The sequence below is a fragment of the Mycolicibacterium monacense genome (genome assembly GCF_010731575.1).
Taxonomy (GTDB): Bacteria; Actinomycetota; Actinomycetes; order Mycobacteriales; family Mycobacteriaceae; genus Mycobacterium; species Mycobacterium monacense.
Genome location: NZ_AP022617.1, coordinates 990,644 through 1,014,522, shown reverse-complemented (window position 1 = coordinate 1,014,522; position 23,879 = coordinate 990,644). Strand labels below are relative to the sequence as shown.

Annotated in this window: 18 protein-coding genes; 5 read left to right on the top strand and 13 right to left on the bottom strand. The window is 68.9% G+C overall.

What is annotated here, in order from left to right; all coding sequences use genetic code 11:
• Positions 1 to 2: 2 nt before the first annotated feature.
• Positions 3 to 623 carry a mycothiol-dependent nitroreductase Rv2466c family protein gene (locus tag G6N49_RS04925; protein ID WP_011856180.1) on the bottom strand — a complete coding sequence of 207 codons (621 nt, stop codon included), beginning with the start codon at positions 621 to 623 and terminating at the stop codon, positions 3 to 5.
• Positions 624 to 846: 223 nt separating this feature from the next.
• Here G6N49_RS04925 and G6N49_RS04920 point away from each other — a divergent pair, with 223 nt between their 5' ends.
• The 3 genes from G6N49_RS04920 (at position 847) to G6N49_RS04910 (ending at position 4,290) form a co-directional block, all read left to right on the top strand.
• Positions 847 to 1,227, top strand: a complete 381-nt coding sequence (locus tag G6N49_RS04920) for a DUF732 domain-containing protein (RefSeq protein WP_011560986.1) — start codon at positions 847 to 849, stop codon at positions 1,225 to 1,227.
• A 10-nt stretch (positions 1,228 to 1,237) separates the two neighbouring features.
• On the top strand, positions 1,238 to 3,841 hold the full coding sequence (gene pepN, locus G6N49_RS04915) for an aminopeptidase N (protein ID WP_011856181.1): 2,604 nt from the start codon (positions 1,238 to 1,240) through the stop codon (positions 3,839 to 3,841).
• Between the two features lie 62 nt (positions 3,842 to 3,903).
• Positions 3,904 to 4,290: an HNH endonuclease gene (locus G6N49_RS04910; protein ID WP_011856182.1), complete on the top strand. Its 387-nt coding sequence runs from the start codon at positions 3,904 to 3,906 to the stop codon at positions 4,288 to 4,290.
• On the opposite strand, the gene G6N49_RS04905 is transcribed toward G6N49_RS04910, so the two are convergent.
• From G6N49_RS04905 to G6N49_RS04895, 3 genes are read right to left on the bottom strand one after another with little or no spacing between them, the layout of a single operon-like run.
• On the bottom strand, positions 4,279 to 4,764 hold the full coding sequence (locus tag G6N49_RS04905; RefSeq protein ID WP_011560989.1) for a DUF5130 domain-containing protein: 486 nt from the start codon (positions 4,762 to 4,764) through the stop codon (positions 4,279 to 4,281). The two genes, G6N49_RS04910 and G6N49_RS04905, sit on opposite strands and share 12 nt — an antisense overlap.
• The gene (ctaJ, locus tag G6N49_RS04900) at positions 4,751 to 5,032 is read right to left on the bottom strand and encodes an aa3-type cytochrome oxidase subunit CtaJ (RefSeq protein ID WP_456320104.1); all 282 of its coding nucleotides are present in this window, start codon (positions 5,030 to 5,032) and stop codon (positions 4,751 to 4,753) included. The genes G6N49_RS04905 and ctaJ overlap by 14 nt, the downstream gene beginning before the upstream one ends.
• 27 nt (positions 5,033 to 5,059) lie before the next feature.
• Positions 5,060 to 5,728: an HNH endonuclease gene (locus G6N49_RS04895; RefSeq protein ID WP_011560991.1), complete on the bottom strand. Its 669-nt coding sequence runs from the start codon at positions 5,726 to 5,728 to the stop codon at positions 5,060 to 5,062.
• A gap of 141 nt (positions 5,729 to 5,869) precedes the next feature.
• Here G6N49_RS04895 and G6N49_RS04890 point away from each other — a divergent pair, with 141 nt between their 5' ends.
• Positions 5,870 to 6,265 carry a globin gene (locus tag G6N49_RS04890; RefSeq protein WP_011560992.1) on the top strand — a complete coding sequence of 132 codons (396 nt, stop codon included), beginning with the start codon at positions 5,870 to 5,872 and terminating at the stop codon, positions 6,263 to 6,265.
• A gap of 15 nt (positions 6,266 to 6,280) precedes the next feature.
• Positions 6,281 to 7,900 (top strand): glycoside hydrolase family 13 protein, encoded by a 1,620-nt coding sequence (locus G6N49_RS04885; RefSeq protein ID WP_064876153.1) that lies wholly within the window; start codon positions 6,281 to 6,283, stop codon positions 7,898 to 7,900.
• On the opposite strand, the gene G6N49_RS04880 is transcribed toward G6N49_RS04885, so the two are convergent.
• The 9 genes from G6N49_RS04880 to G6N49_RS04840 all read right to left on the bottom strand — a co-directional run bounded on the left by G6N49_RS04880 (position 7,897) and on the right by G6N49_RS04840 (position 23,875).
• Positions 7,897 to 8,556 carry a DUF8010 domain-containing protein gene (locus G6N49_RS04880; protein WP_011560994.1) on the bottom strand — a complete coding sequence of 220 codons (660 nt, stop codon included), beginning with the start codon at positions 8,554 to 8,556 and terminating at the stop codon, positions 7,897 to 7,899. The two genes, G6N49_RS04885 and G6N49_RS04880, sit on opposite strands and share 4 nt — an antisense overlap.
• On the bottom strand, positions 8,553 to 8,966 hold the full coding sequence (locus tag G6N49_RS04875) for an acyl-CoA thioesterase (protein ID WP_083045432.1): 414 nt from the start codon (positions 8,964 to 8,966) through the stop codon (positions 8,553 to 8,555). Before G6N49_RS04875 ends, G6N49_RS04880 begins: the two co-directional genes overlap by 4 nt.
• On the bottom strand, positions 8,963 to 13,822 hold the full coding sequence (locus G6N49_RS04870; protein WP_011856185.1) for an NAD-glutamate dehydrogenase: 4,860 nt from the start codon (positions 13,820 to 13,822) through the stop codon (positions 8,963 to 8,965). The genes G6N49_RS04875 and G6N49_RS04870 overlap by 4 nt, the downstream gene beginning before the upstream one ends.
• A 94-nt stretch (positions 13,823 to 13,916) precedes the next feature.
• A complete protein-coding gene (gene ettA / locus G6N49_RS04865) occupies positions 13,917 to 15,590 on the bottom strand; it encodes an energy-dependent translational throttle protein EttA (RefSeq protein WP_011560997.1) in 1,674 nt (557 codons plus the stop codon).
• A gap of 76 nt (positions 15,591 to 15,666) precedes the next feature.
• The gene (locus tag G6N49_RS04860) at positions 15,667 to 16,173 is read right to left on the bottom strand and encodes a single-stranded DNA-binding protein (RefSeq protein WP_011560998.1); all 507 of its coding nucleotides are present in this window, start codon (positions 16,171 to 16,173) and stop codon (positions 15,667 to 15,669) included.
• A gap of 145 nt (positions 16,174 to 16,318) precedes the next feature.
• Positions 16,319 to 18,316 carry a bifunctional copper resistance protein CopD/cytochrome c oxidase assembly protein gene (locus G6N49_RS04855; RefSeq protein WP_011560999.1) on the bottom strand — a complete coding sequence of 666 codons (1,998 nt, stop codon included), beginning with the start codon at positions 18,314 to 18,316 and terminating at the stop codon, positions 16,319 to 16,321.
• Positions 18,317 to 18,342: 26 nt separating this feature from the next.
• Positions 18,343 to 20,715, bottom strand: a complete 2,373-nt coding sequence (locus G6N49_RS04850) for a glycerol-3-phosphate 1-O-acyltransferase (protein ID WP_011561000.1) — start codon at positions 20,713 to 20,715, stop codon at positions 18,343 to 18,345.
• Entirely contained in the window at positions 20,712 to 22,397 is a 1,686-nt protein-coding gene (locus tag G6N49_RS04845; RefSeq protein WP_083045431.1) for an HAD-IB family hydrolase/lysophospholipid acyltransferase family protein, read from the bottom strand. Before G6N49_RS04845 ends, G6N49_RS04850 begins: the two co-directional genes overlap by 4 nt.
• A complete protein-coding gene (locus G6N49_RS04840) occupies positions 22,394 to 23,875 on the bottom strand; it encodes a wax ester/triacylglycerol synthase family O-acyltransferase (protein WP_011856188.1) in 1,482 nt (493 codons plus the stop codon). The genes G6N49_RS04845 and G6N49_RS04840 overlap by 4 nt, the downstream gene beginning before the upstream one ends.
• Positions 23,876 to 23,879: the final 4 nt, after the last annotated feature.

Below are 23,879 nucleotides of genomic sequence, written 5' to 3'. Positions count from 1 at the left end.
CGTCAGTCGAACGACGGCTTCTCCGTGCGGGTGCGCTTGAGCTCCCAGAAGTGCGGATATGACGCGAAGGTGACCGATGCGTCCCACAGCTTCCCGGCCTCTTCGCCGCGCGGAATCTTCGACAACACGGGACCGAAGAACGCCACACCGTTGACGTGGATGGTCGGGGTTCCGACGTCGTCGCCGACCGGGTCCATGCCCTCGTGGTGGCTCTTGCGCAGCGCCTCGTCGTACTCACCGGACGTCGCGGCCTCCGCCAGTTCCGCGGGCAGGCCGACCTCGGCCAGCGATTCGGAGATGACGGCGGAGAAATCCGGGTCGGATTCGCCGTAGCCCCGGTTGTGGATCCGGGTGCCCATCGCGGTGTACAGCGGGCCGAGGACGTCGGCCCCCTTGGCCTGCTCGGCGGCGATCGCGACCCGCACCGGACCCCACGCCCGCTTCATCGCCTCCTGGTACTCCTCGGGCAGATCGCGCCCTTCGTTGAGCACCGCGAGGCTCATGACGTGGAAGTTCACGTCGATGTCGCGCACCTTCTCCACTTCGAGGATCCAGCGGGAGGTGATCCAGCACCACGGGCACAACGGGTCGAACCAGAAATCAGCTCTCGACTTCTCGGGCATCAGGTAGGTCCTTTCGGTGACTCTCGGCGACTCAGTGACTCTCAAGAACGGCGAGGACAGCGTTCCGTGCAGCACAACTTCGCCTGCGCACCCGATGTTCCCGGAAAAGGTGATTCGCACCCACCGACCCGCGGGACACGCAGTGGTGGGTCAACCTTGACCCAACCGTGTTGTTCCTGTGACCAAAGTAAACCAGTGTGGCAGAGGACAGACGAGGAGCACCATGTCCGCAACAGTTCGAACCCGGATGGCGGTGGCGGCATGTGCCGCCGCGCTCGCCGGCGCCCTGATGACCGCGCCGGCCGCGGCCGCCGATCCGCTCGATGATGCGTTCCTCTCGGCGCTCAACAGGGCGGGGGTGCGCTACGACAACCCGGTGGACACCGTCGCACTCGGTAAGCGGGTGTGCCCGATGCTCGTCGAACCGGGTAAGGATTTCGCGAAGGTCGTCGCGACCGTGCGCAACGACGGCGTCCCGCCCGACCTGGCGGCGTTCTTCGCCGGCATCGCCATCCAGATGTACTGCCCGCAGATGGTGTCCTCGGTGGGCAACGGCACGTTCCTGAACTGGCTGCAGACGACGAGGTTCCCTCGCGCCCGATAGGTTGGGGGGCGTGGCACTTCCCAACCTGACCCGCGAGGCGGCCGTCGAACGCGCGGCCCTGATCACCGTCGACAACTACCGCATCGAACTGGATCTCACCGACGGTGCCGGTGCCCCCGGTGAGAAGACCTTCCACTCGGTCACCACCGTCACGTTCGACGCGACGCCGGGCGCCGACACCTACATCGACATCGCCGCGGACACCATCCGCGCGGCCACCCTCAACGGCCACGACGTCGACGTGTCGGGTTACGACGAGTCGACCGGCATCCCGCTCGCGGGGTTGGCCGAGCACAACGTGCTCGTCGTCGACGCCGACTGCCGCTACTCGAACACCGGCGAGGGACTGCACCGCTTCGTCGACCCGGTCGACGACGAGGTGTACCTGTACTCACAGTTCGAGACCGCCGACGCCAAGCGCATGTTCGCCTGCTTCGACCAGCCCGACCTCAAGGCGACGTTCGACGTCACGGTCACCGCGCCCGCGCACTGGGAGGTGGTGTCCAACGGCGCGCTGGAGGGCAGCCGTGACGACCGCGCCGCTCAAGCGAACGGCGCCTCCAAGACCCACGTGTTCGTGCAGACGCCGCGGATGAGCACCTACCTCGTCGCCCTGATCGCCGGACCGTACGCCCGCTGGGACGATCTGTACCGCGACGAGCACGGTGAGATCCCGCTCGGGCTGTTCTGCCGCAAGTCGCTGGCCGAGTTCATGGACGCCGAGCGGCTGTTCAGCGAGACCAAGCAGGGATTCGGCTTCTACCACAACAACTTCGGGGTGCCCTACGCGTTCGGCAAGTACGACCAGCTGTTCGTCCCGGAGTTCAACGCGGGCGCGATGGAGAACGCCGGAGCGGTGACGTTCCTGGAGGACTACGTCTTCCGCAGCAAGGTCACCCGCGCCTCGTACGAGCGTCGCGCCGAGACCGTGCTCCACGAGATGGCGCACATGTGGTTCGGCGATCTGGTCACCATGACCTGGTGGGACGACCTGTGGCTCAACGAATCGTTCGCGACGTTCGCCTCGGTGCTGTGCCAGGCCGAGTCGACGGAGTACACCGAGGCGTGGACGACGTTCGCCAACGTGGAGAAGTCGTGGGCATACCGTCAGGACCAGTTGCCGTCGACGCATCCGGTTGCCGCCGACATCCCCGATCTGCACGCCGTCGAGGTGAACTTCGACGGGATCACCTACGCCAAGGGCGCCAGCGTCCTCAAACAACTCGTCGCCTACGTCGGCCTGGAATCGTTCCTCGCCGGGCTGCGGGACTACTTCCGTGACCACGCCTTCGGCAACGCGACGTTCGGCGATCTGCTCGGTGCGCTCGAGAAGGCTTCGGGCCGTGACCTTTCCGGGTGGGGCAGGCAGTGGCTCAAGACCACCGGGCTCAACACGCTGCGCGCCGACTTCGACGTCGACGCCGACGGCCGGTTCACCCGCTTCGCCGTCACCCAGAGCGGTGCCGCACCGGGTGCCGGTGAGACACGCGTACACCGGCTGGCCATCGGCGTGTACGACGACGATCCGACCACCGGAAAGCTCGTGCGGGTGCACCGCGAGGAGCTCGACGTGGAAGGCGAGAGCACCGAAGTCCCCGCACTGCAAGGAGTTCCGCGCGGAAAACTGGTGCTGGTCAACGACGACGACCTGACGTACTGCGCGTCGCGGCTGGATCCGGATTCGCTGCAGACGGTGCTCACCCGCATCGCCGACATCGCCGAACCGTTGCCGCGCACGCTGGCCTGGTCGGCGGCCTGGGAGATGACCCGCGAGGCCGAACTGCGGGCCCGCGACTTCGTCGCGCTGGTGATGAGCGGTGTGCACGCCGAGACCGAGGTCGGCGTGGCGCAGCGGCTGCTGCTGCAGGCGCAGACCGCGCTGAACTCCTACGCCGATCCGCAGTGGGCGCGTGAGACCGGCTGGCCGGCGTTCGCCGACCGGCTGCTCGATCTGGCGCACGAATCGGCCCCGGGTTCGGACCACCAGTTGGCGTTCGTCAACGCGCTGTGCGCGTCGGTGTTGTCGCGTAACCACGTCGCCGTGTTGGCGACCCTGCTCGACAACGAACCCGCCGCGGTGAACCTGACGGGGCTGGTGCTCGACACCGACCTGCGGTGGCGCATCGTCACGGCGCTGGCCGCCAGCGGCGACATCGACGCCGACGGACCCGAGACGCCGTTCATCGACGCCGAGGCGGAGCGCGATCCGACCGCGGCAGGCCGGCGCCACGCCGCGGCGGCGTCCGCGGCGCGACCGCAGCCCGCTGTGAAAGAGGCTGCGTGGCAACAGGTCATCGAGGACGACACGCTGGCCAACATCACCACGCGCTCGATCGTCGGCGGCATCGTGCAGCCGGGTCAGCAGGCGCTGCTGGCGCCGTACACGGAGAAGTACTTCGCCGCCATTGCGGGGGTGTGGGAGCGCCGGTCCAGTGAGGTCGCCCAGACGGTGGTGATCGGCCTGTACCCGTCGTGGGACATCAGCGACGAGGGTCTGGCGGCCGCGGACCGCTTCCTCTCCGGTGACGTGCCGCCGGCGCTGCGCCGACTGGTGCTCGAAGGCCGCGCGGGGGTGGAACGCGCACTGCGGGCGCGCAAGCACGACGTGAGCTGACCCCACCTCTCCTCGCGCGAGCGTGCGGGTCGGCACACGACACGCCGCGGTGGTTTCCGCGGTTGCGCACGCTCGCGCGGCATCCTCGGGCGGTGGCGGTCAATCGCACTCGCAGGGCACGCGCCGCGCGCCGACGCAAGCTACGCGTCGCGCGCGCCGGTAACGATCTCACCGCCGCGCAATGGTCGGCGCTCAAGGCGGCGTGGGACGGCTGCGCCTACTGCGGCGCCACCGAGGGCGTCATGCAGCGCGACTGCGTCATGGCGATCTCGCGGGGTGGGCGGTACACCCTGGACAACGTCGTGCCGGCCTGCGCGTCCTGCAACACCAGCAAGTGCAATGACGAGGTCACCGGCTGGATGCGCCGCAAACGCCTCGACGAGCGCCGGTTCCTGACCCGCTACATCGAGATCCGGTCGGCGCTCACGCGGGCGGATTCAGCGGGGTGAGACGCCCGCGGACAGCACCCGGATCCCGCTGATCAGCCCGTCGATGAGGTTGCCCTCCTTGAACGACGCGGCCGCCGCCGAGACGCCCAGCGGTGCGGCGGTCTCGATACCGCGGCCCTTGACGTCGACGCCGTAGACCACCTCGATCGCGCGCTGGTCCGGCGACACCGCCAGCAGCACGGCGTTGTTCGGTGTCGGCACCTGCGACAGGATCTCGCGGGCCGTGGCAGCGGTGTCCGCGCCGAGGTCGCCGATGTACACCGCGAAGCGGGCCTTCGCCGCCCGCGACCCGTACTTCAGCGCGTCGTCGAGCACGACCAGGTCCTTGGTGGCGAACGGATAGTCCACCGACATGGTGCCGGGCTCCGTCACGCCGGACAGGCGTCCGCTCGAGGTCAGCGCCCAACCGTAGGGCAGACCCTGGCGTTCGACCGCCGCGCGGTGACCGGTGACCTGAACTTCACCACTTGCCACTTGCGCCGCCTCCAATCGTCACGGGATGTGAGTGATGCTCGCCGACATTGCCGCCATGCGCGGCGGAGTCGGCCTGAATGCTGTGTCCGGTCGCATGCTCCTGGTGCGCCGGCTCGTCGGCCGCCCACAGGATCGGCGAGTGCCGCCACGGTTCGGACAGTTTGTAGCTCGCTGGGTGCGGACCCTTGCCACGGAAGATCAGCAAGGCCAGGACCGCGGTCAGTCCCAACGGCACGAGGACGAGGACGAGGATCACGGAGGTGGTCACGGTGTGAAACGGTATCCCACCGCGGTATCAGGCCGCGCCCTCACCCAGGTATCGCATCCACGCCGGGTCGAGTTCCTTGACCGTCGACAGCAGCCGCCAGTGCTGCCCCTTGGGCGGCAGCGGCACGTGGCGCAGCGTCCAGCCCAGTTCGGCCAGCAGGTGATCGGCCTTGCGGTGGTTGCACGGTGCGCACGCGGCGACACAGTTCTCCCACGAATGGTCGCCGCCGCGACTGCGGGGCACCACGTGGTCGACGGTGTCGGCCTTCGCGCCGCAATACGCGCAGCGGAACCGGTCGCGGTGCATCAACGCCGCCCGGGTCATCGGGACGCGGGCCCGGTAGGGCACGCGCACGAAACTGCGCAGCCGGATGACCGTCGGCACCGAGATGCTGCGGGTCGCCGAGTGGATCACCGGTCCTGAGGGATCCTCGTGGACGACGTCGGCCTTACCGCAGATCAGCATCACCACCGCGCGACGCAGCGGCAGCGCGGTCAGCGGTTCGTAGGTGGAGTTGAGCAGCAGGACACGACGGCGTCCCCACAGCGAACCGTCGTGGATGGAGGCCGCGGTCTCTCCGCCGTGGATTTCGACACTGTGCAGCACACGGGCGCTCGCCGCGGGACCCGAGGGGCCGACCGCGGCCGCACGCTTGTGGCCGGTCGGTCTCGACGGGCTTTTCTTGCGATGCGCCATACGTCCTCCGAGGAGACAGTCCACCATGGATCGGCGGCCACCGCACGGCAATTCCGCACGTGTTCGCAGGTCAGTCCGGTGAACATCCGATGACGTCACCGGGATGCCGGGGCCGGGCCGCCGACAGGCCACAATGGAGTCGTGACGCAACCAACACGGTCGTTCTACGACGAAGTCGGTGGCCACGAGACGTTCCGCGCGATCGTGGCGCGGTTCTACGAACTGGTGCGCGAGGACGAGATCCTGCGCCCGCTGTACCCCGATGACGAACTCGAGGCGGCCGAGGTCCGGTTGCGGATGTTCCTCGAGCAGTACTGGGGCGGTCCTCGAACCTACTCGGACCAGCGCGGACACCCCCGGCTGCGGATGCGCCACGCTCCGTTCCGGATCGGCTACATCGAACGCGACGCCTGGCTGCGCTGTATGCACACCGCCGTCGCGGAGATCGACGCGGTGACGCTGGACGACGAGCACCGCAGGGAGCTGCTGGCCTACCTCGAGATGGCCGCGCAGTCGATGGTCAATTCGCCGTTCTGAGCGCAGGCGGCCACAATGGGCGCAATGGCTCACCCCCCGACAGCTGACCAGCCCTGGTGGTCGCGCGCGGTGTTCTACCAGGTCTATCCCCGGTCCTTCCACGACAGCGACGGCGACGGTGTCGGCGACCTCGACGGCGTGACCGCCAAACTCGACTATCTGAGTGAACTCGGCGTCGACGCACTGTGGCTCAACCCGGTCACCGTCTCCCCCATGGCCGACCACGGCTACGACGTCGCCGACCCCCGCGACATCGACCCGCTGTTCGGCGGCATCGACGCCCTGGATCGGCTCATCGCCGCCGCGCACGACCGCGGTATCCGCATCACCATGGATCTGGTGCCCAACCACACCAGCTCGGCGCACCCGTGGTTCCAGGCGGCGCTGGCGGCGGGTCCGGGCAGCGCCCAGCGGGAGCGCTACATCTTCCGGGAGGGCACCGGTCCCGACGGGCTGCTCCCGCCCAACAACTGGATCTCCGTCTTCGGCGGGCCCGCGTGGACGCGGATCGTCGAACCCGACGGGCAGCCCGGCCAGTGGTACCTGCACCTGTTCGACCCGGAGCAGCCCGACCTCAACTGGGACAACCCCGAGGTCTTCGAGGATCTCGAGAAGACGCTGCGCTTCTGGCTCGACCGCGGCGTCGACGGTTTCCGGATCGACGTGGCGCACGGGATGGCCAAACCGCCGGACCTGCCCGACATGGAGATCGCCGAGAACAGGATGCTCGCCGAGACGGCCAGCGATCCGCGGTTCGACCACCAGGGCGTCCACGACATCCACCGCAACATCCGCTCCGTGCTCGACGACTATCCCGGCGCGGTCGCCGTCGGCGAGGTGTGGGTCTACGACAACGCCGCGTTCGCCGCCTACCTGCGGGCCGACGAACTGCATCTGGGCTTCAACTTCCGGCTGGTGCGCGCCGACTTCGACGCCGACGAGATCCACGACGCGATCGAGAACTCGCTGGCCGCCGTCGCCCTGGAGAACGCGACGCCGACGTGGACGCTGTCCAACCACGACGTCGAGCGGGAGGTCACCCGGTACGGCGGCGGGGCGCTCGGGCTGGCGCGGGCCCGGGCGATGGCCCTGGTGATGCTGGCGCTGCCCGGCGTGGTGTTCGTCTACAACGGCGAAGAACTCGGCCTGCCCAACGTCGACCTGCCCGACGAAGTGCTTCAGGACCCGGTGTGGGAACGCTCCGACCGCACCGAACGCGGGCGCGACGGATGCCGCGTGCCGATGCCGTGGAGCGGTGACGCTCCCCCGTTCGGGTTCTCGACGACGGCCGACACCTGGCTGCCGATGCCGGCGGAATGGTCGTCGCTGACCGTCGAACGCCAGCTGGCCGAGCCGGACTCCGTGCTGCACTTCTTCCGCCGGGCGCTGCGCCTGCGCCGGGACCGCTGTGGCGTCGACGGGGCCACGCTGACGCAGCTGTCCGCCGAGGACGGGGTGGTGACGTTCCGCACCGACGGCGGACTCACCTGTGTGCTCAACGCCGGTGAGCGCCCGGTCGACCTGCCCCCCGGTGAGGTGCTGCTCGCCAGCGCGCCCCTGCAGGCACCTTCCCCGTCGCTTCGCTCGACCCAGGATCGGCGGCTACCCCCCGACACGGCCGCCTGGGTGGTCTAACGCAACACGACCGCCGGGTCGCCGCGCCGTCGCAGCACCGAACCGAACGGCGCGTCGATCCGCAGCCAGGTGGGCGAGACGCGGATCCGCACGATGTCGCCGGCATCGAGCGCGGCGCTGCTCTGCGGTAGGAAACCCATTGCGGTGAGCGCGAATACGCACCGCATCGGGACACCGACGCTCTCACCGTCCCCGCTGACCGCGATAACCTCCTGATCGAGCAGCGACGACGGCGGACCGTGGGCGCCGCTGTGCTGGCGCGCCAGCGCGCCACCCTGCGTCACCAAATCGAGCATCACCCGGGCCGGCACGTCGTCGAGATGGGTGAAGCCCGTCTCGGAAGGCACCGCACCACGCCACGCCGAGTCCATCGGGAAGCCGGTGTCGACGAACCCCGACGCGTCGATACCCGCCAGCCCCGCCACGAGGGCGTCGGCGCCGGCGCACAGGTCCTTCGGGCGCAGCCGTCCGCTGACCACCCGGCTGGCCAGTACGTCGAAACCCGTTGCCACGAAGGCGACCACGCCGCCGCCGGCCCGTTCGCGCAACCGCACCACAGCGGCGCCGTCGAGCCGCACCGCCCGTTCGGCGAAGGTGGCCAGATCGTCGCGGTGACCGGGATCGGTCAGCCAGAGCCCACGCTCATGGCCGGTCATCGCAGATAACGTTGCAGATAGGTGCGCTGCTCGGGCGTCAGCCGTTCGAGCCGCTGCTCCTCGATGTGCACCGCGGCCAACTGGGTCTCGGCGATGACCGACGGTTTGGAGTCCGCAGGCGCGCCCATGGAGCGGACCTCGTACCCGATCGTGAAGTCCACCGCGCGAACGCGTTTGGACCACATCGTCACCTGCAACGGCGAGTCGATCAGGCGCAGCTGCCCCTTGTAGGTGATGTGCACGTCGGCGATCAACAGACCGATGTCGGTGATCCGCGCCTCGAACGGCTCACGCAGAAACGGGATGCGCGCCTCTTCGAGGATGGTGACCATCGTGGCATGGTTGATGTGCTGGTACATGTCGATGTCGGACCACCGCACGTGCACCGGCGCCACGAAACCTGCTGTCACCCGGAAGACCCCGTTCCACTCGATCGTGTCATGCTGCGAATCTGACGGGCCGCCACCGACAAGGTCGCCAGGTCCCGTTCACCGTCCTCGTAGATCTCGGCGAGCGTGCGCCGCGCCCGCGCCACCCGCGACCCGTTGGTCATCTCCCACTCGGCGATCTTCTCCTCGCCGTTCTCGTCGGGTTCGCCGACCGCCAGCACGTCGAAGCACAACGACCGTATCGAACCGTAGATGTCGTCGCGAATCGCCAACCGCGCCAGAGAATGCCAGCGGTCGCCGCGGGGCAGCTGGGACACCGCGGTCAGCAGGCTGTCGGTGTTGAGGTGGTCCATCAGCGCGAAGTACGTGTCGGCGACCTCCGCGGGGTCCCGGTCGTCGATGTCGGCGATGTCGATGACGTCGAGCAGGCTGAACTGGTAGAGCCCGGTCGCCACCGAATAGGCCAGCTCCTTCGACGCCCCGTGGGAGCAGAACTCGCCTGCCTCCTTGTCGACGATGGCCGCGTCGTCACCGCGCAGCCACTCCTCCATCCGCGGGGTCAGCGCCGCCACCTTGTCGGCGAACCGGTTGATCTCCGCGCCGACGGCCAGTGGTTGCGGCCGGTAGTTCAGCAGCCAGCGCGCCGCCCGGTCGATGAGCCGGCGCAGGTCGAGGGTCATCCGGTCACTGACCGCGACCGGCAGGTTCGCGGCGCGGATCTGCCGCCACACGTCACCCACCCGGAAGATGGCGCTGACCGCGACGAAGCTGCGCACCGCGTCGATCGGCCCGACGCCGGCGTCCTCGCTGATCCGGTACGCGTAGGTGATGCCGCTGGTGTCGACGACGTCGTTGACCAGCATCGTGGTGACGATCTCGCGGCGCAGCTGATGTGAACGGGTGTCGGCGGCGAACTGATCCCGCAGGGTGGACGGGAAGTAGCGCGGCAGCCGGGCGGCGAACGCCTCCTGGTCGGGGAGTTCGCTGTCGAGCAGGTCGGCCTTGAGCGCCAGCTTGACGTGTGCCATCAACGTCGCCAGTTCCGGTGAGGTCAGGCCCATCCCGGCGTCGAGCCGGCGGCGGATCTCCTTGTCCGAGGGCAGCGCCTCGAGCTCACGGTTCATACCGTGCTGCTGGACGAGGTGGGTGATCATCCGCGAGTGCACCGGCAGCAGGCCCGCCGCGTTGGCGCGGCTGGTGCCCATCAGGTCGTTCTGGTCCCGGTTGTCCGACAGCACCAGCTCACCGACCTCGTCGGTCATCGACAGGAGCAGGTCGGTGCGTTCGTCGGCACTCACCTTTCCGGCCGTGACCAGTGAGTCGATGAGGATCTTGATGTTGACCTCGTGGTCGGAGCAGTCCACACCCGCGGAGTTGTCCAGGGCGTCGGTGTTGATCCGGCCCCCCGCGAGGTCGAACTCGATGCGCCCGCGGGACGTGACGCCGAGGTTGCCACCTTCGCCGATCACCTTGGCGCGCACCTGATTCGCGTTCACCCGCACCGGATCGTTGGCGCGGTCGCCGACGTCGCCTTCGGATTCGGCCTCGGCCTTGACGTAGGTGCCGATACCGCCGTTCCACAGCAGGTCGACCGGCGCCTTGAGGATCGCCTTGATCAGCGCGGGCGGTGTCATCTCCTCGACGCCGTCGTCGAGGCCGAGCACCTCGCGGACCTGTGGGCTCACCGGGATCGACTTGTGCTCACGGCTGTACACACCGCCGCCCTCGCTGATCAGGGACCGGTCGTAGTCCTCCCACGACGAGCGGGGCAGGTCGAACAGCCGCCTCCGTTCCTCGAATGACGTCGCGGCGTCCGGGGCGGGGTCGAGGAACACGTGCCGGTGGTCGAACGCGGCGACGAGCCGGATGTGTTCGGACAGCAGCATTCCGTTGCCGAACACGTCGCCGCTCATATCGCCGATGCCGACGACCGTGAAGTCCTCCGACTGGGTGTCGACGCCCATCTCGCGGAAGTGGCGTTTGACCGACTCCCAGGCGCCCTTGGCGGTGATGCCCATCGCCTTGTGGTCGTAACCGACCGACCCGCCGGAGGCGAACGCGTCTCCCATCCAGAAGCCGTAGGACTTGGCGACCTCGTTGGCGATGTCGGAGAACGTCGCGGTGCCCTTGTCGGCGGCCACCACCAGGTAGGCGTCGTCGCCGTCGCGGCGGACCACGTCGGGCGGTGCGACCACCTCGCCGCTGATCTTGTCGACGTTGTCGGTGATGTCCAGCAGGCCGCTGATGAACAGCTTGTAGCAGGCCACCCCCTCGGCGCGCTGGGCGTCGCGATCGGCTGCGGCGTCACCGGTCGGCACCGGGGGCTGTTTGACGACGAACCCGCCCTTGGCGCCCACGGGCACGATGACGGCGTTCTTCACCGCCTGCGCCTTGACCAGACCGAGGACCTCGGTGCGGAAGTCCTCCCGCCGATCCGACCACCGCAGACCGCCGCGGGCCACGTAGCCGAACCGCAGGTGGACGCCCTCGACCCGAGGGGAGTACACGAAGATCTCGAATTTGGGCCTGGGCAAGGGCAGTTCGTCGATCAGCCCGGGATCGAGTTTGATCGCGAACACGTCGCGGGCCCGGGCCGACTCCGCCCGCGCGACGAAGTGGTTGGTGCGCAGCGTGGCCTGGACCATCGAGGCGAACGCGCGCAGCACCCGGTCGGTGTCCAAACCCGTGAGGGCGTCGATGTCGGCGGCGACGGCCGCGGCCGCACTCTGGGCGTCGCGTTCCTTTGCGCTCTCGGTCGGATCGAACAGCGCCTCGAACAGCTCCACCAGCGACCGGGCGGTGTGCGGGTTGTCGTTGACCACGGATTCGATGAACGACTGGCTGTACGGAAAACCGGCCTGCCGCAGATACTTCGCGTACGCCCGCAGCACCATGACCTGCTGCCAGCTCAGCCCGGCCCGCAGCACCAGTTCGTTGAACCGGTCGATCTCCGTGCGGCCGTTCCAGATCGCGGTCACCGCGTCGGCGAACCTGGCGGCGGTCGCGTCCCGGTCGGACCCGTCGCCCACCGACTCCGGCATGGTGTGGTGCGGCCGGATCTTGAACTGGTAGATCCAGACGGCCAAACCGTCGGCCCGGGTCACCGTGAACGGTCGTTCCTCGAGGACCACGACGCCCATGGACTGCAGCATGGGCAGCAGCTGGCTCAGTGACGCCGATCGGCCGCCGAGGTACCAGGTGAGCTTGCCGACGCGGTCCTTACCGCCCTCGGCGAACACGAGTTTGACCGAATTGTCCTGCAGCGCCTCGATGATCGCGATGTCGTTGATCGCCTCGGCCGGTGTGACGGCCTGCTTGTAGTCCTCGGGGAACGCGCCGGCGTAATGCTCCGCCGCGTCCTGTCTCAGGTCGCCGGATGCGGCGGCGCCGAGCAGCCGGTCGCCCCACGTGCGGGCCGCCTCGGTGAGCTCACGCTGGATGCGCTCCTCGTTCTCCGGGGACACGTCGACGTCCCCGGGCCGCGAACCATCCGGCAGCCGGACGGTGAAATGTACGACTGCCCAGGGTGATTCACTGACCCGGGCCGAGTAGTCGATGCTCTCACCGCCGAGTTCGCGGACCAGGATGTCCTGCATCTCGAGGCGGACGGCGGTGGTGTAGCGGTCACGAGGCAGGTACACCAGGGCCGCGATGAAGTGCGCCAGGCTGTCGGCGCGCAGGAATAGCAGGGTGCGCCGCCGGGAGCCCAGATCGATGACCGCCATAGCCATGTCGAGCAGTTCGTCGGCCTGCAGGGCGAACAACTCCGGACGCGGAATGGTCTGGATGATGTCGAGCAGCAGCTGCGCGGGGTGGCTGGGGTCGCGCTGGGCGATGGCCAGCGCCTCGTTGACCCGCCGCGAGATCAGCGGTATGCCGAGCACATTGGCGTTCATCGCGGCGACGGTGAACAGGCCGACGAAACGGTGTTCGACCGCGTCGTAGCCGTCGCCTCCGGCTCCCTCTTCGCGGATGACCTCTTCACGGATGACCACGACGTACGGGTTGGCGCCGTAGCGCACATAGCTCGGGATCGTGGCCTGCGCGAGCGCCAGCAGGTCACCCTCGCGGGTCAGCGGCGCCAGCACGTCTTCGCGCAGCCGAAGGACGCCGAGGCGGCTGTCGGCCTCGACCGACGATTCGGTCGCGGTGACCGGACACCGCTGGCAGCCGATGAGGATGAAGTGCCCGTCGGCCAGCCACCGCGCCAGCGCGGCGACGTCCTTGCGTTCCGGTGCGGTGAAGTGGCCGCGGGTGTCGGCCTCGATGTCGTTGGCCAGCGACTGCAGCCGCGCCACCATGGCGCTGCCGTCGATGCTGACCTGACGGGCGTCGGCGAGGATGCGCGGGAGCATCCGCCTGGCCGCCGCCACCGACGAGCGGTCGGCGGATTCGGAGAGCTCGATGTGGATCCAGGCCTCGTCGTCACCCTCGCCGTCGGCCGTTTCGGAGGCCGGACGCGCCTCGAGCAGCTCACCGGCGGGTCCGCGGCGCACCCGCAGCACCGGATTCATGATCGCGCGGTAGGCCACGCCGAGCCGGTGCAGCAGCACCGTCACCGAGTCGATGAGCGTCGGCGCCTGATCGGTCACCACCTGCAGCGCGGGGCCGAGCCCCTCGGCGTCGTCGGCGCCGTCGACGCCGTACGCCGCGACCAGGGTCTCCCCGGCCTGCCTGCGTTCGGCGAGTCGGTGATGGGCCCGCACGAGTTCCGAGGACTCCAGCATGTCCGCCGGGTCGACCGCACCCGACGTCGCAGTGTCCGCCGCCGACTCCCCCTGCTGCGGTCCGCGGTACGTCTCGGCGTAGGCCTTCGCCAACCGGTCGAGCGTCTCCGTCGAAGGGTTGCGCGCAGCGTCGGCACCGGTTCCCGTCATGCGGATCACTCCTGACTCACACCCGCGCACCGCCCGCCGTTGGACGGTGCACGAGCGACACTATCCCTCGGTCGCTCCGCTCTGCCCCGCCGGATCAGTCCCGCGTCAGCCTGCGGTGTGTCACCCGGTGCGGGCGGGCCGCCTCGGCCCCGAGTCGTTGCACTTTGTTCTCCTCGTAGGCACCGAAGTTGCCTTCGAACCAGAACCATTTCGCTTCGTTGTCGTCGTCACCCTCCCACGCCAGGATGTGCGTGCAGGTGCGGTCGAGGAACCACCGGTCGTGGGAGATGACCACCGCGCAACCCGGGAACTGCTCGAGAGCATGCTCCAGCGAGCTCAGCGTCTCCACGTCGAGGTCGTTGGTCGGTTCGTCGAGCAGGATCAGGTTGCCGCCCTCCTTGAGCGTCAGCGCGAGGTTGAGCCGGTTACGCTCACCGCCCGACAGCACACCGGCCGGCTTCTGCTGATCGGGCCCCTTGAACCCGAACGCCGAAACGTAGGCGCGCGAGGGTATCTCGTTCTGCCCGACCTCGATGTAGTCGAGGCCGTCGGACACGACCTCCCACACGTTCTTCTTGGGGTCGATACCCGCACGGTTCTGGTCGACGTAGCTGAGCTTGACCGTGTCACCGACCCTGACGACGCCGCTGTCCGGCTGTTCGAGGCCGACGATCGTCTTGAACAGCGTGGTCTTGCCGACGCCGTTGGGCCCGATCACCCCGACGATGCCGTTGCGCGGCAGCGTGAAGGACAGGTCCTTGATCAGGGTGCGCCCTTCGAAACCCTTGTCGAGGTGTTCGACCTCCACCACGACGTTGCCCAGCCGCGGCGGCGTCGGGATCTGGATCTCCTCGAAGTCGAGCTTGCGCGACTTCTCGGCCTCGGCGGCCATCTCCTCGTAGCGCCCAAGCCGGGCCTTGTTCTTGGCCTGCCGGGCCTTGGCGCCCGAACGCACCCAGGCGAGCTCTTCCTTCAGCCGCTTCTGCAGCTTCTGGTCCTTCTTGCCCTGCACTTCGAGGCGTTCGGCCTTCTTCTCCAGGTAGGTGGAGTAGTTGCCCTCGTACGGGTAGGCGCGGCCGCGGTCGAGTTCCAGGATCCACTCGGCGACGTTGTCGAGGAAGTACCGGTCGTGGGTGACGGCCAGGATGGCGCCCTTGTAGGAGGCGAGGTGCTGTTCGAGCCACAGCACGCTCTCTGCGTCGAGGTGGTTGGTCGGCTCGTCGAGCAGCAGCAGGTCCGGCTTGCTCAGCAGCAGCTTGCACAGCGCGACGCGGCGGCGCTCACCACCGGAGAGGTGGGTGACCGGCTCGTCGGGCGGCGGGCAGCGCAGCGCGTCCATCGCCTGCTCGAGCTGGCTGTCGATGTCCCACGCGTCGGCGGCGTCGAGCTCTTCCTGCAGCCGGCCCATCTCCTCCATCAGCTCGTCGGAGTAGTCGGTGGCCATCAGCTCGGCGACCTCGTTGTACCGGTTGAGCTTGCCCTTGATCGGGACACCCTCTTCGACGTTCTCGCGGACCGTCTTCGTCTCGTCGAGATGCGGTTCCTGCTGCAGGATGCCGACGCTGGCACCGGGCGCGAGGTAGGCGTCGCCGTTGTTGGGGGTGTCGAGGCCGGCCATGATCCGCAAGACGCTCGACTTACCGGCCCCGTTCGGACCGACGACGCCGATCTTCGCGCCAGGAAGGAAGTTCAGGTTGACGTCGTCAAGGATGACCTTGTCGCCGTGCGCCTTGCGGACCTTGCGCATCGTGTAGATGAATTCGGCCATGCCGTGGTGTTGCCTTTCTCAAAGCGTGGTCAACGTCTGTTGCCGCGGGCCCCATCCTAGGCGTGGCCGGATGTGGCTAGGCGCTCAGTGGCAGCGCCTCCGCGGCGTCGGGGTCGCCCGGACCGGTGCCCGGACCGGTGTGGCCGGCCTCGGCGTCTGCGCCGTCGGCTACTTCACCGCCGGTTTCGGGGGCTTCCGGTGCCTCACCGGCTCCGGCGGGACCGGACTGGCGCAACGTCTCGACCCGGGCGACGCAGCGGCTGAGATCCGGGCCGACCGCGGTCGCGCGCACCTCGACCGACGAACGGCGTACGCCCTCACGGTCGTCGTACTCGCTGGTGTGCACGTGTCCGACAACGATCACGGCGTCACCCTTCCCGAGCGAGGCACCGACCCCGGTGACCAGTTTGCCCCAGCAGCTCACGCTGACGAACAGCGAGTTGCCCGGCTCCCAGGAGCCGTCGGCGGTGCGGCGCCGGGAGTTGCTGGCCACGCGGAACCTCATCACCTCCTGATCGCCGACGCGCTGCCGGTACGGGTTGTTGACGATGTTGCCGACGACGGTGATGGGCGTCTCGAACATGGTGAGCCTCGATTCCTGTCTGATCCACGGGCCGACGGTGTCTCGCCGGTACCGCCATTCACCGGGACGCCACCGACGGCGGGCGGCACCCGGTGCGGACCCGCGGGGGTGCTGTGGATGAATCGGGCGCTGTGGACAGGCGCCGTCAGCGGCCGTCGCGCCGGGCCAGTTCGGCCAGCATCGCGTTGTAGGCGGCCAGGTCGGCATCGTGGTCCCGCTCGGCCGCCCGGTCGAGCCGTTTCGCGTCGCGATCGTCGCTGCGGCGCCACTGGATGAGCAGCGCGAGCAGCACCAGCACCAGCGGGATCTCGCCCGCGGCCCAGGCGATGCTGCCGCCGAGCTTCTGGTCGGCGAGCAGATCGTTGTGCCAGCTCAGGTGCAGCGACCGGTAGAAGTCCTCGGCGAGCACCGAGTTCATGCCCATCAGCACCACCCCGAAGAATGCGTGCAGGGGCAGCGAGGCGAACACGATCGCGAGCTTGGCGAGCTGCGGGATGCGCCGGGGGGTCGGGTCGACGCCGATCACGACCCAGTAGAAGAGGTAGCCACTGAGCAGGAAGTGGATGTTCATCACGACGTGGGCCGCGTGGTCGTCGACGGCCGCCTCGAACAGTCCCCCGAAGTACAGCCCGTAGAAGCCGGCGACGAACAGCGCGAGCGCGACGATCGGATGGGTGAGCACGCGTGACACCCGCGAGTGCAGGGCGGCCAGCAGCCACTCCCGCGGGCCCGGCGGCTTGCCCTTTCCCGCCACCGGCAGCGCGCGCAGCGCCATCGTGACCGGCGCACCGAGCACCAGCAGGATCGGTACCAGCATCGACAGCAGCATGTGCGCGACCATGTGCACGCTGAACATCGCCGGCATGTACCGGCCGAGTCCCGAGGACGTCGTGATCAGCAGCGTCGCGCAACCGAGCAGCCACGCGACCGTGCGCCCGGCCGGCCAGGCGTCACCGCGTCGCCGCAGCCGCCACCACCCGGCGAGGTAGACCAGCGCCAGGATGATCGCCGCACTGCCCAGGATCAGGTCGAAGCGCCAGTCGAACAGGATGCGGGTGACGGTCGGCGGACCGGCCAGGTCGTAGCCGATCTCGACCTCCACCGGGGTGGGCTGGCGTCCCGGCGGAGGGGGCGGTGTGCGGCCGAGACCGACCGCGATGCCGAACGTCGCGCCGAACAGCACGGCCTCGACCAGCGCCAGGCGCACCAACGGACCCCGCGCGCCGGGGTCGGCCTGCAGACCCGCCACCCCCTTGCGGCGCTGCAGGTAGCCGAGCACCCCGAGCACCGTCAGCGCCGCCGCCTTGGCGAGCACCAGACCGCCGTACTCGGTGCGGAACAGGTCGGCTGGCGACATCCGCACCAGCGCGTTGATCACGCCGCTGAGCGCCATCGCGACGAAGCACCACAGCGCGACCGCGGAGAACCGGCGGGCCGCGACGTCCCCGTGCTCGCCGCCGCGCAGGGCGTGCACCAACAGCGCCAGCAGACCGCCGGCCCACAGCGCGCCGGCGACGAGATGGATGACCAGGCTGTTGGTGGCCAGGTCGTGCGCACCGCCCGACGACGAATGCCCGGTCAGCGCGAGCGGCATGAGCGTGAGCAGGGACCCGGCGAACAGCGGCGGCGTCCAGGCCCATCGCAGCACCGGCAGGGCGGCCAGCGTGACGACGGCCGCCAGCAGCGCCGTCCACCGCCAGGCACTCGCCACGTCGACCTGACCCGCCACCGACCAGATCTCGACCGGGTTGAGGTGGTCGCGCAGCGCCTGGCCCGATACGTCCGACACGGTCAACGGCACGAGGAGCACCGCGCACACCGTCCACACCGCCGAGGCCGCCGTGCCCAACCGCAACGCCCGGTATCCCGCGACGTCGAGCACGCCGTTGGCCTGCGGCGGCACCAGGAACGCCGCGAACAGGAAGGCGCCAACGGCGGTCACCGCGGCGATCTCCCCGGCCGCCCGCACGAACGGCAGCCCGTAGGTGGTGACCGGGCCCGGATCGGGCAGCCCGGTGGCGGTCAACGCGTCCGCGAGCGACAGCGCGCCGATACCGGCGGCGGTGAGACCGGCCAGGGCGGCCACGCCCACCAGCACGGGCCACACCGCGCTGGGGCGTGTCTTCACCGCAACCGTGGTCATGTTCCCAGGGTATGGCGTGTTCGGCGTCACCCTGCCGGGCGGTTCACCGCGGCTCGACCCGTCTTGGCCCGGTGACGTTCGGCCTCCCGCGCCATGAACTGCTCGCGGGCGTACCGGTCGACCTTGTCCATGTCGGCCAGGATCCCGCCCAGCTCCTCACAGAACGCCGTACGCCGCACCTCGAGGTCCGGACCGGATTCCAGCAGGTGCTGATCGGCGGCGACCTGCCGGGCGGTGCTGAACAGCAGTGCCGACACCGACTCGTTGCTGCGCACCCGGTCCTGCGCGACGTACTGGCGGCCCAACCCCATGGCCCGCTTGATGAGGTCCTTCTCCTCGATGTCGGCCGGGGCGTCGCGCAGGGCGCTCGCCAGGATCTCGTAGGCCTCGAAGAACGGCCGCAGCATCGCGCCGGCCATCAGGGGCCGCTTCTCCCGCAGCAGTGCGTCGATCCGCTCACCTCCGGCGGCCACCTGCGACTCCCAGTCGGCCCGCCACGACATCTCCTCGACGACGTGCTCGCGGAACGCCGCCGAGTCGGCGAAGTAGAAGTCGAACTTCAGAAGATCGCGCAACCGTGCCGCCTGTGTCCAGAACGCCTCCAGCGGATCCCCGTCCGCGCGTGCGGCGTACCCCAGCGCCAACTCCACGATCGACGTCTCGAGGAACGCGTGGATGAGGGTGTTGCGGTAGAACGCCGCCTCGTGCTCGTCGTCGGCCGCGATGTACCAGACCGGTTCGCGACCACTGTCCACCTTGGTGACGGGGTGGCCGTTGGACAACGCATCGACCGCGGCCTGCACCCCCTCGGGGGTGCGCAGGCGCAGCGCGCTGTTGGTCAGCGGCTTGTCCTTGCGCATCAGGTAGTCGAGCCCGTCCTGCAGGGTGTGGTGCAGCTGGTCGAGGGTGAGTGCGACGCCGCGGGTGGTCAGCAGCAGTCCCGACACCAGTGCGGTCGCGTTGATCGGCGTCACCTGCAGGATGCGCCAGGCCACTTCGAAGGCCATCTTCTGCATCGCGAGCCGTTTGGCGGACTCGTCGGTCGCGATCGGGCCACCGGGTTCACCGAGGTACTGGCGCATCGAAACCGCTTCGGGGAAGCGGACATAGATCTTGCCGTAGCTTCGCTCCCCCTGCGCCTTGATGTAGTTGTACAGCCAGCTCAGCCCCTCCGGGGTCTTCTCGCCCCCGCGGGCGTAGTCGGCGTACTCGGAGATCTCGTGCAGCTGATCGAAACTGATCGACACCGGCTGCAGCAGGATGTCGTCGCTGCGGCCGGCGAGGTACGCGTCGGCGACGTAGGCAAGCAGACCGAGCTTGGGGGGCAGCATCTTCCCGGTGCGCGACCGGGTGCCCTCGATGGACCAGCTGAGGTTGAACCGCTTCTGCACGACGTAGCCGACGTACTCCTTGAGCACGTACTTGTACAGGGGGTCTCCGGCGACGTTGCGGCGGATGAAGATCACGCCGGACCGACGCAGCAGCGGCCCCATGAAACCGAAGGACAGGTTGATGCCGGCGAACATGTGCACCGGGGGCAGCCGGTTCTCCTGCATCGCGACGGGGACGACACCGCCGTCGAGATACGACCGGTGAGAGAACAGCAGCACCGCCGGATGGTTCTCCAGATCGCTTCGCAGCCTGGCGATCTCGGTGTGGTCGTAGTCGATGTTGGTGTCGAAGCCCCGTTTGACGATCAGCCGGCTGAGGTTCGGGATGAGGTCCACCGACACCCGGCTCCACCCGGTGGCCAGTTCGTCGAGCATCTTGCCTGCCTCGTCCACCGTCGCACCGGGGATCTTCTCCAGTCCGGCACGGAATTTGGTGGAGGCGAGGATCTCCGGCTTCACCAGCCGGGGCGACTTGTACTCGGGGCCCAGCAGCCGGTACTCGACGCGCTCGATCGCCAGCACCGCGCGGCGGACGACGAAATGCGCGAAATCGCGTGGGTTCTCGGCGACGGTGTGGTCGTGCCACTGCTGACGGAGTTCGGAGACCTTGGCGGGTTCACCGGCGATGACGCGGGCCCGGGTCCGGTCGCGTTTGAGGATGCGGCGCTGCAGGATCTCGGGTGGACGGTAGGTGTCGCGACCGGAGATCAGCGCCACCACCTTCGACCGCGTGGGCAGACCCGCGGGCACCCAGAACACCCGCACCGGCACGACGGTGCGGTCCTCGTCGGCCTCGAGTTCTTCGACCAGTTTGGCGAGGACGCCGGGCGACGGTTCCCCGTCGACGGGTAGCTGCAGCACGTCGACCTCGACGTCGGGGTTGTCGTGGCGTTGGGCGGCCAGCCACTCGTCGAGCAGTTCCACCTCGGCCGGCGACGACGCGGCGGCCAGCACCAGCGCGTCGTCCGTGGTGGTGAAGCTGGCGTAGTAGTCGTCGGGCAGCTTCACTGTCGACCTTTCACCCCGGGCTGCGACCTGCCGTTGGCCGACGTTTTCTGTTGCGGCTCAGCGGTCTTGGCGGCCTTCTTCGCCGGCGTCTTCTTCGCCGGTGTTTTCTTGGCGGCCTTCTTGGCGGCCTTCTTGGCCGGCTTGTCCTCGACCTTGCGTGGCTCCACCGCCTCCCCCGGCGACCGTTTGTAGAGGGCGGGGACCGGCAGGTTTCCGTGCGGCCACGCCTTGAGGGTGTCGAGGTAGATCTGCCGGATCTCGGCGATGCGGTCGGGCAGATCCTGCAGCGTCCAGTCCTCGGTCGGGATGGGCGGATAGACCGCGATGTCGACGGTGCCGGGATTGAAGGTGCTCGAATCACGCGCGGCGACGACCTCCGCGTTGCGGATGACGATCGGCACGATCGGTATCCGCGCCGACATGGCGATGCGGAACGGACCCTTCTTGAACTCCCCGACCTCGGTGGTGTCCAGGCGGGTGCCCTCGGGCGCGATCAGGATCGAAAGACCCTTTCCGGCAAGCTCTTCGACCTTGCGAAGACCTTCGACGGCGGCCTTGGGATCGTCGCGGTCGATGAACGCCGCGTCCATCACCTTGCCGATGGTGCCGATCAGCGGGTCGTTCTCGAGTTCCTTCTTGCCCACCGTCGTGAAGTCGGTCTCGACCAGCCTGCCCGCGATGAGCGGGTCGGCCTGATTGCGGTGGTTGAAGATGAACACCGCGGGGCGCTGTGCGGTCAGGTTCTCCCGGCCGAGCACGTTGAGGTTGATGCCGGCAGTGGTGAGCAGCAACCGGCTCCACGTCGAGGTGAAGAAGTTCACCCCGGTACGCCTGTTGCGGGTGAGCAGTCCCACGCCGAGCGCGCTGGCGGCGACCGGTAAAACCGATCCGATGCCGGCGACCGTGCGCAGCTGGGAGAGTGGACTGCTACCGCTGCGGCTGCTGAACCGCAGCACCGGCCACCCGCGCTTGGCGGCGACGGCGGCGAGCTTGCCCGCCGGGTTGGTGGGCCGCGGGTTGCCGACGAGGTACATCAGCGCGACGTCCTCGTCCCCGTCGGCGTAGAAGTAGCTCTTCGACAGGTCGACGCCGTTGCGGGCCGCGAACGCCTGCACCGCATGGGCTTTCCCCGGCCCCCACAGAATGGGCCGGACCACCTCACCGGTGATGCACCCGTTGTCGTCGGTCTCGAACTTGTTGCTCAGCACGTTCTGGATGCCGAGGTACCGGGCCACGGGTTCGACCTGCACCGTCAGCGCCGACGAACTGAGCACGACGGTGTGACCCCGCGCCATGTGCGCACGGACCAGCGCGCGCATCTCGGGGTAGATACGGTCGCGGACGTGCTGCAGGAAGAGGCGTTCGGCGAGTTCGTCGATGTCGCTGAGCGAACTGCCGCGTAGCATGCGCGCGCCCTTGCCGATGAGGTCTTCGAACTCCGACCGGCCGAGTTGGTGGTTGAGCCCGGCCTGCACCATGCCGATGAACTCCCCCACGCTCATCTGCCTGCGGCGCAACCGGTCCCGGGTCATGATGACGCCGGTGAACCCGGCCACCAGCGTGCCGTCGAGATCGAAGAACGCGCCGACCTGCGGCCCCTCCGGTGCGGCGAGGATCTCCGCGACCGACCCCGGCAGACGCATGGGACGCCGCTCGGACTGCTGACCGTCGTCCGGACTCATTGTGGCGCACTCCCATTCGGTGACGGTTTTTCGGACTCCAGGGTGAACGACGCCGGGCTGGCGCGGCCGGGACCGCCGATGGCGAGCACCTCGTCGAAACCGGCGAGCAGGCACTCGGCGAACAGGTCGGGGTCGGTGATGGACGCGCGGTCGTAGCGGGCGGTGACCGTGCAGAAGCCGGAGCGCGACACCAGAACCACCATCATCGCCACACCGGGCAGCGGTCCGATGCCGTACTGGCGGAGGATCTTTGCGCCCGCGATGTAGGTGTCACCGGCGTAGACGGGCACGTTGCTGGCCTGGACGTCGGAGTTGACGACCGAACCGGCCATCGCCTCGAGCACCGTGTCGGGTAGCAGGCTCGCGACGGGTGCCACGGCGCCGATCATGTCGAGGGCGCGCTCCTCGCGCTTTCGCGTCATCTGTGCGCGCAGCTTGGTGATGCGCTCGCGCGGATCCGTGACGCCGATGGGTGCGGCGAGGTTCACCCCGACGAAGCGGTTGCCGCCCGCGGGATCGGCGTCGGACCGCAGGCTCACGGGGACGGCCATCGGCAGCGTGGCGACGGGTAGGCCGAAGGCGTCGTGGTAGAGCCGCAGCGCCCCGCACACGCCCGCCAGGTACGCGTCGTTGATGGAGCCGCCGGCCGCCTTGGCCGCCTTGTGCAGGTCGCCGAGGGACATGTCGATCGCCTCGCTGCGTGTCGAGAGGCTGCGCCGGCGCAGCAGCGGCGAGGGTTCGGCGACCGAGCCCACCACACGCGCGCCGGAGCGGGCGTAGTCGACCACGCCGCCGACGGACGAGACGGGGTCGCGCACCACCTTGCCGACCGCGCTCGCGGCGCCGCCCAGCGCGTTGCGGACGCCGCCGAGGAGGGAGAACGGCAGCCGGTTGAGCCCCTGACGCATGAGGTCGTTCGGCGAGAGGTCCTGCGGAATCGGCAGCGGCGGCACATCGCTGGGCGGCGGGTCGCGTTCCAGGTCGTAGACGCTGGCGAACATCTCGACACCGCCGACTCCGTCGGTCACCGCGTGGCTGAAGTGCAACATCGTCGCGGCGCGACCACCCTCGAGCCCTTCGACGAGCGTGGCGGTCCACAGCGGGCGCGAGATGTCCAAGGGCGACTGCAGGGCGATCTCGGCGAGATCGATCAGCTGCCGCATGTTGCCGGGCTCCGGGATGCGGACCCGGCGGACGTGGAAGTCCAGGTTGAAGTCGGGGTCGACGACCCACCGCGGTGCGGCCGTCGGCAGGGTCGGCGTCACGACCTTCTGGCGCAGGCGCAGGACTTTGCGAGAGGCGTGTTCGAAACGGGTGCGAAACCGGTCCCAGTCCGGCGTGGTGTCGAGGATCTCGATGGTCAGGATGCCCGAGCGTGTCCGCGGGTTGGCCTCGCCGCGGTGCAGGATCTGGTCGAACGGGCTGAGCTCTTCGGGCAACCCCGCGGCATCCAATTCCGGCACGTCGCTCGTCGCCACCCTG

Excerpts from the sequence above, each read along its gene's own strand:
- G6N49_RS04925 (WP_011856180.1), bottom strand. The coding sequence starts at position 623 with ATGCCCGAGAAGTCGAGAGCTGATTTCTGGTTCGACCCGTTGTGCCCG.
- G6N49_RS04920 (WP_011560986.1), top strand. The coding sequence starts at position 847 with ATGTCCGCAACAGTTCGAACCCGGATGGCGGTGGCGGCATGTGCCGCC.
- G6N49_RS04895 (WP_011560991.1), bottom strand. The coding sequence starts at position 5,728 with ATGGCGCATCGCAAGAAAAGCCCGTCGAGACCGACCGGCCACAAGCGT.
- G6N49_RS04885 (WP_064876153.1), top strand. The coding sequence starts at position 6,281 with ATGGGCGCAATGGCTCACCCCCCGACAGCTGACCAGCCCTGGTGGTCG.
- G6N49_RS04880 (WP_011560994.1), bottom strand. The coding sequence starts at position 8,556 with ATGACCGGCCATGAGCGTGGGCTCTGGCTGACCGATCCCGGTCACCGC.
- G6N49_RS04870 (WP_011856185.1), bottom strand. The coding sequence starts at position 13,822 with ATGACGGGAACCGGTGCCGACGCTGCGCGCAACCCTTCGACGGAGACG.
- ettA (WP_011560997.1), bottom strand. The coding sequence starts at position 15,590 with ATGGCCGAATTCATCTACACGATGCGCAAGGTCCGCAAGGCGCACGGC.
- G6N49_RS04860 (WP_011560998.1), bottom strand. The coding sequence starts at position 16,173 with ATGTTCGAGACGCCCATCACCGTCGTCGGCAACATCGTCAACAACCCG.
- G6N49_RS04855 (WP_011560999.1), bottom strand. The coding sequence starts at position 18,316 with ATGACCACGGTTGCGGTGAAGACACGCCCCAGCGCGGTGTGGCCCGTG.
- G6N49_RS04845 (WP_083045431.1), bottom strand. The coding sequence starts at position 22,397 with ATGAGTCCGGACGACGGTCAGCAGTCCGAGCGGCGTCCCATGCGTCTG.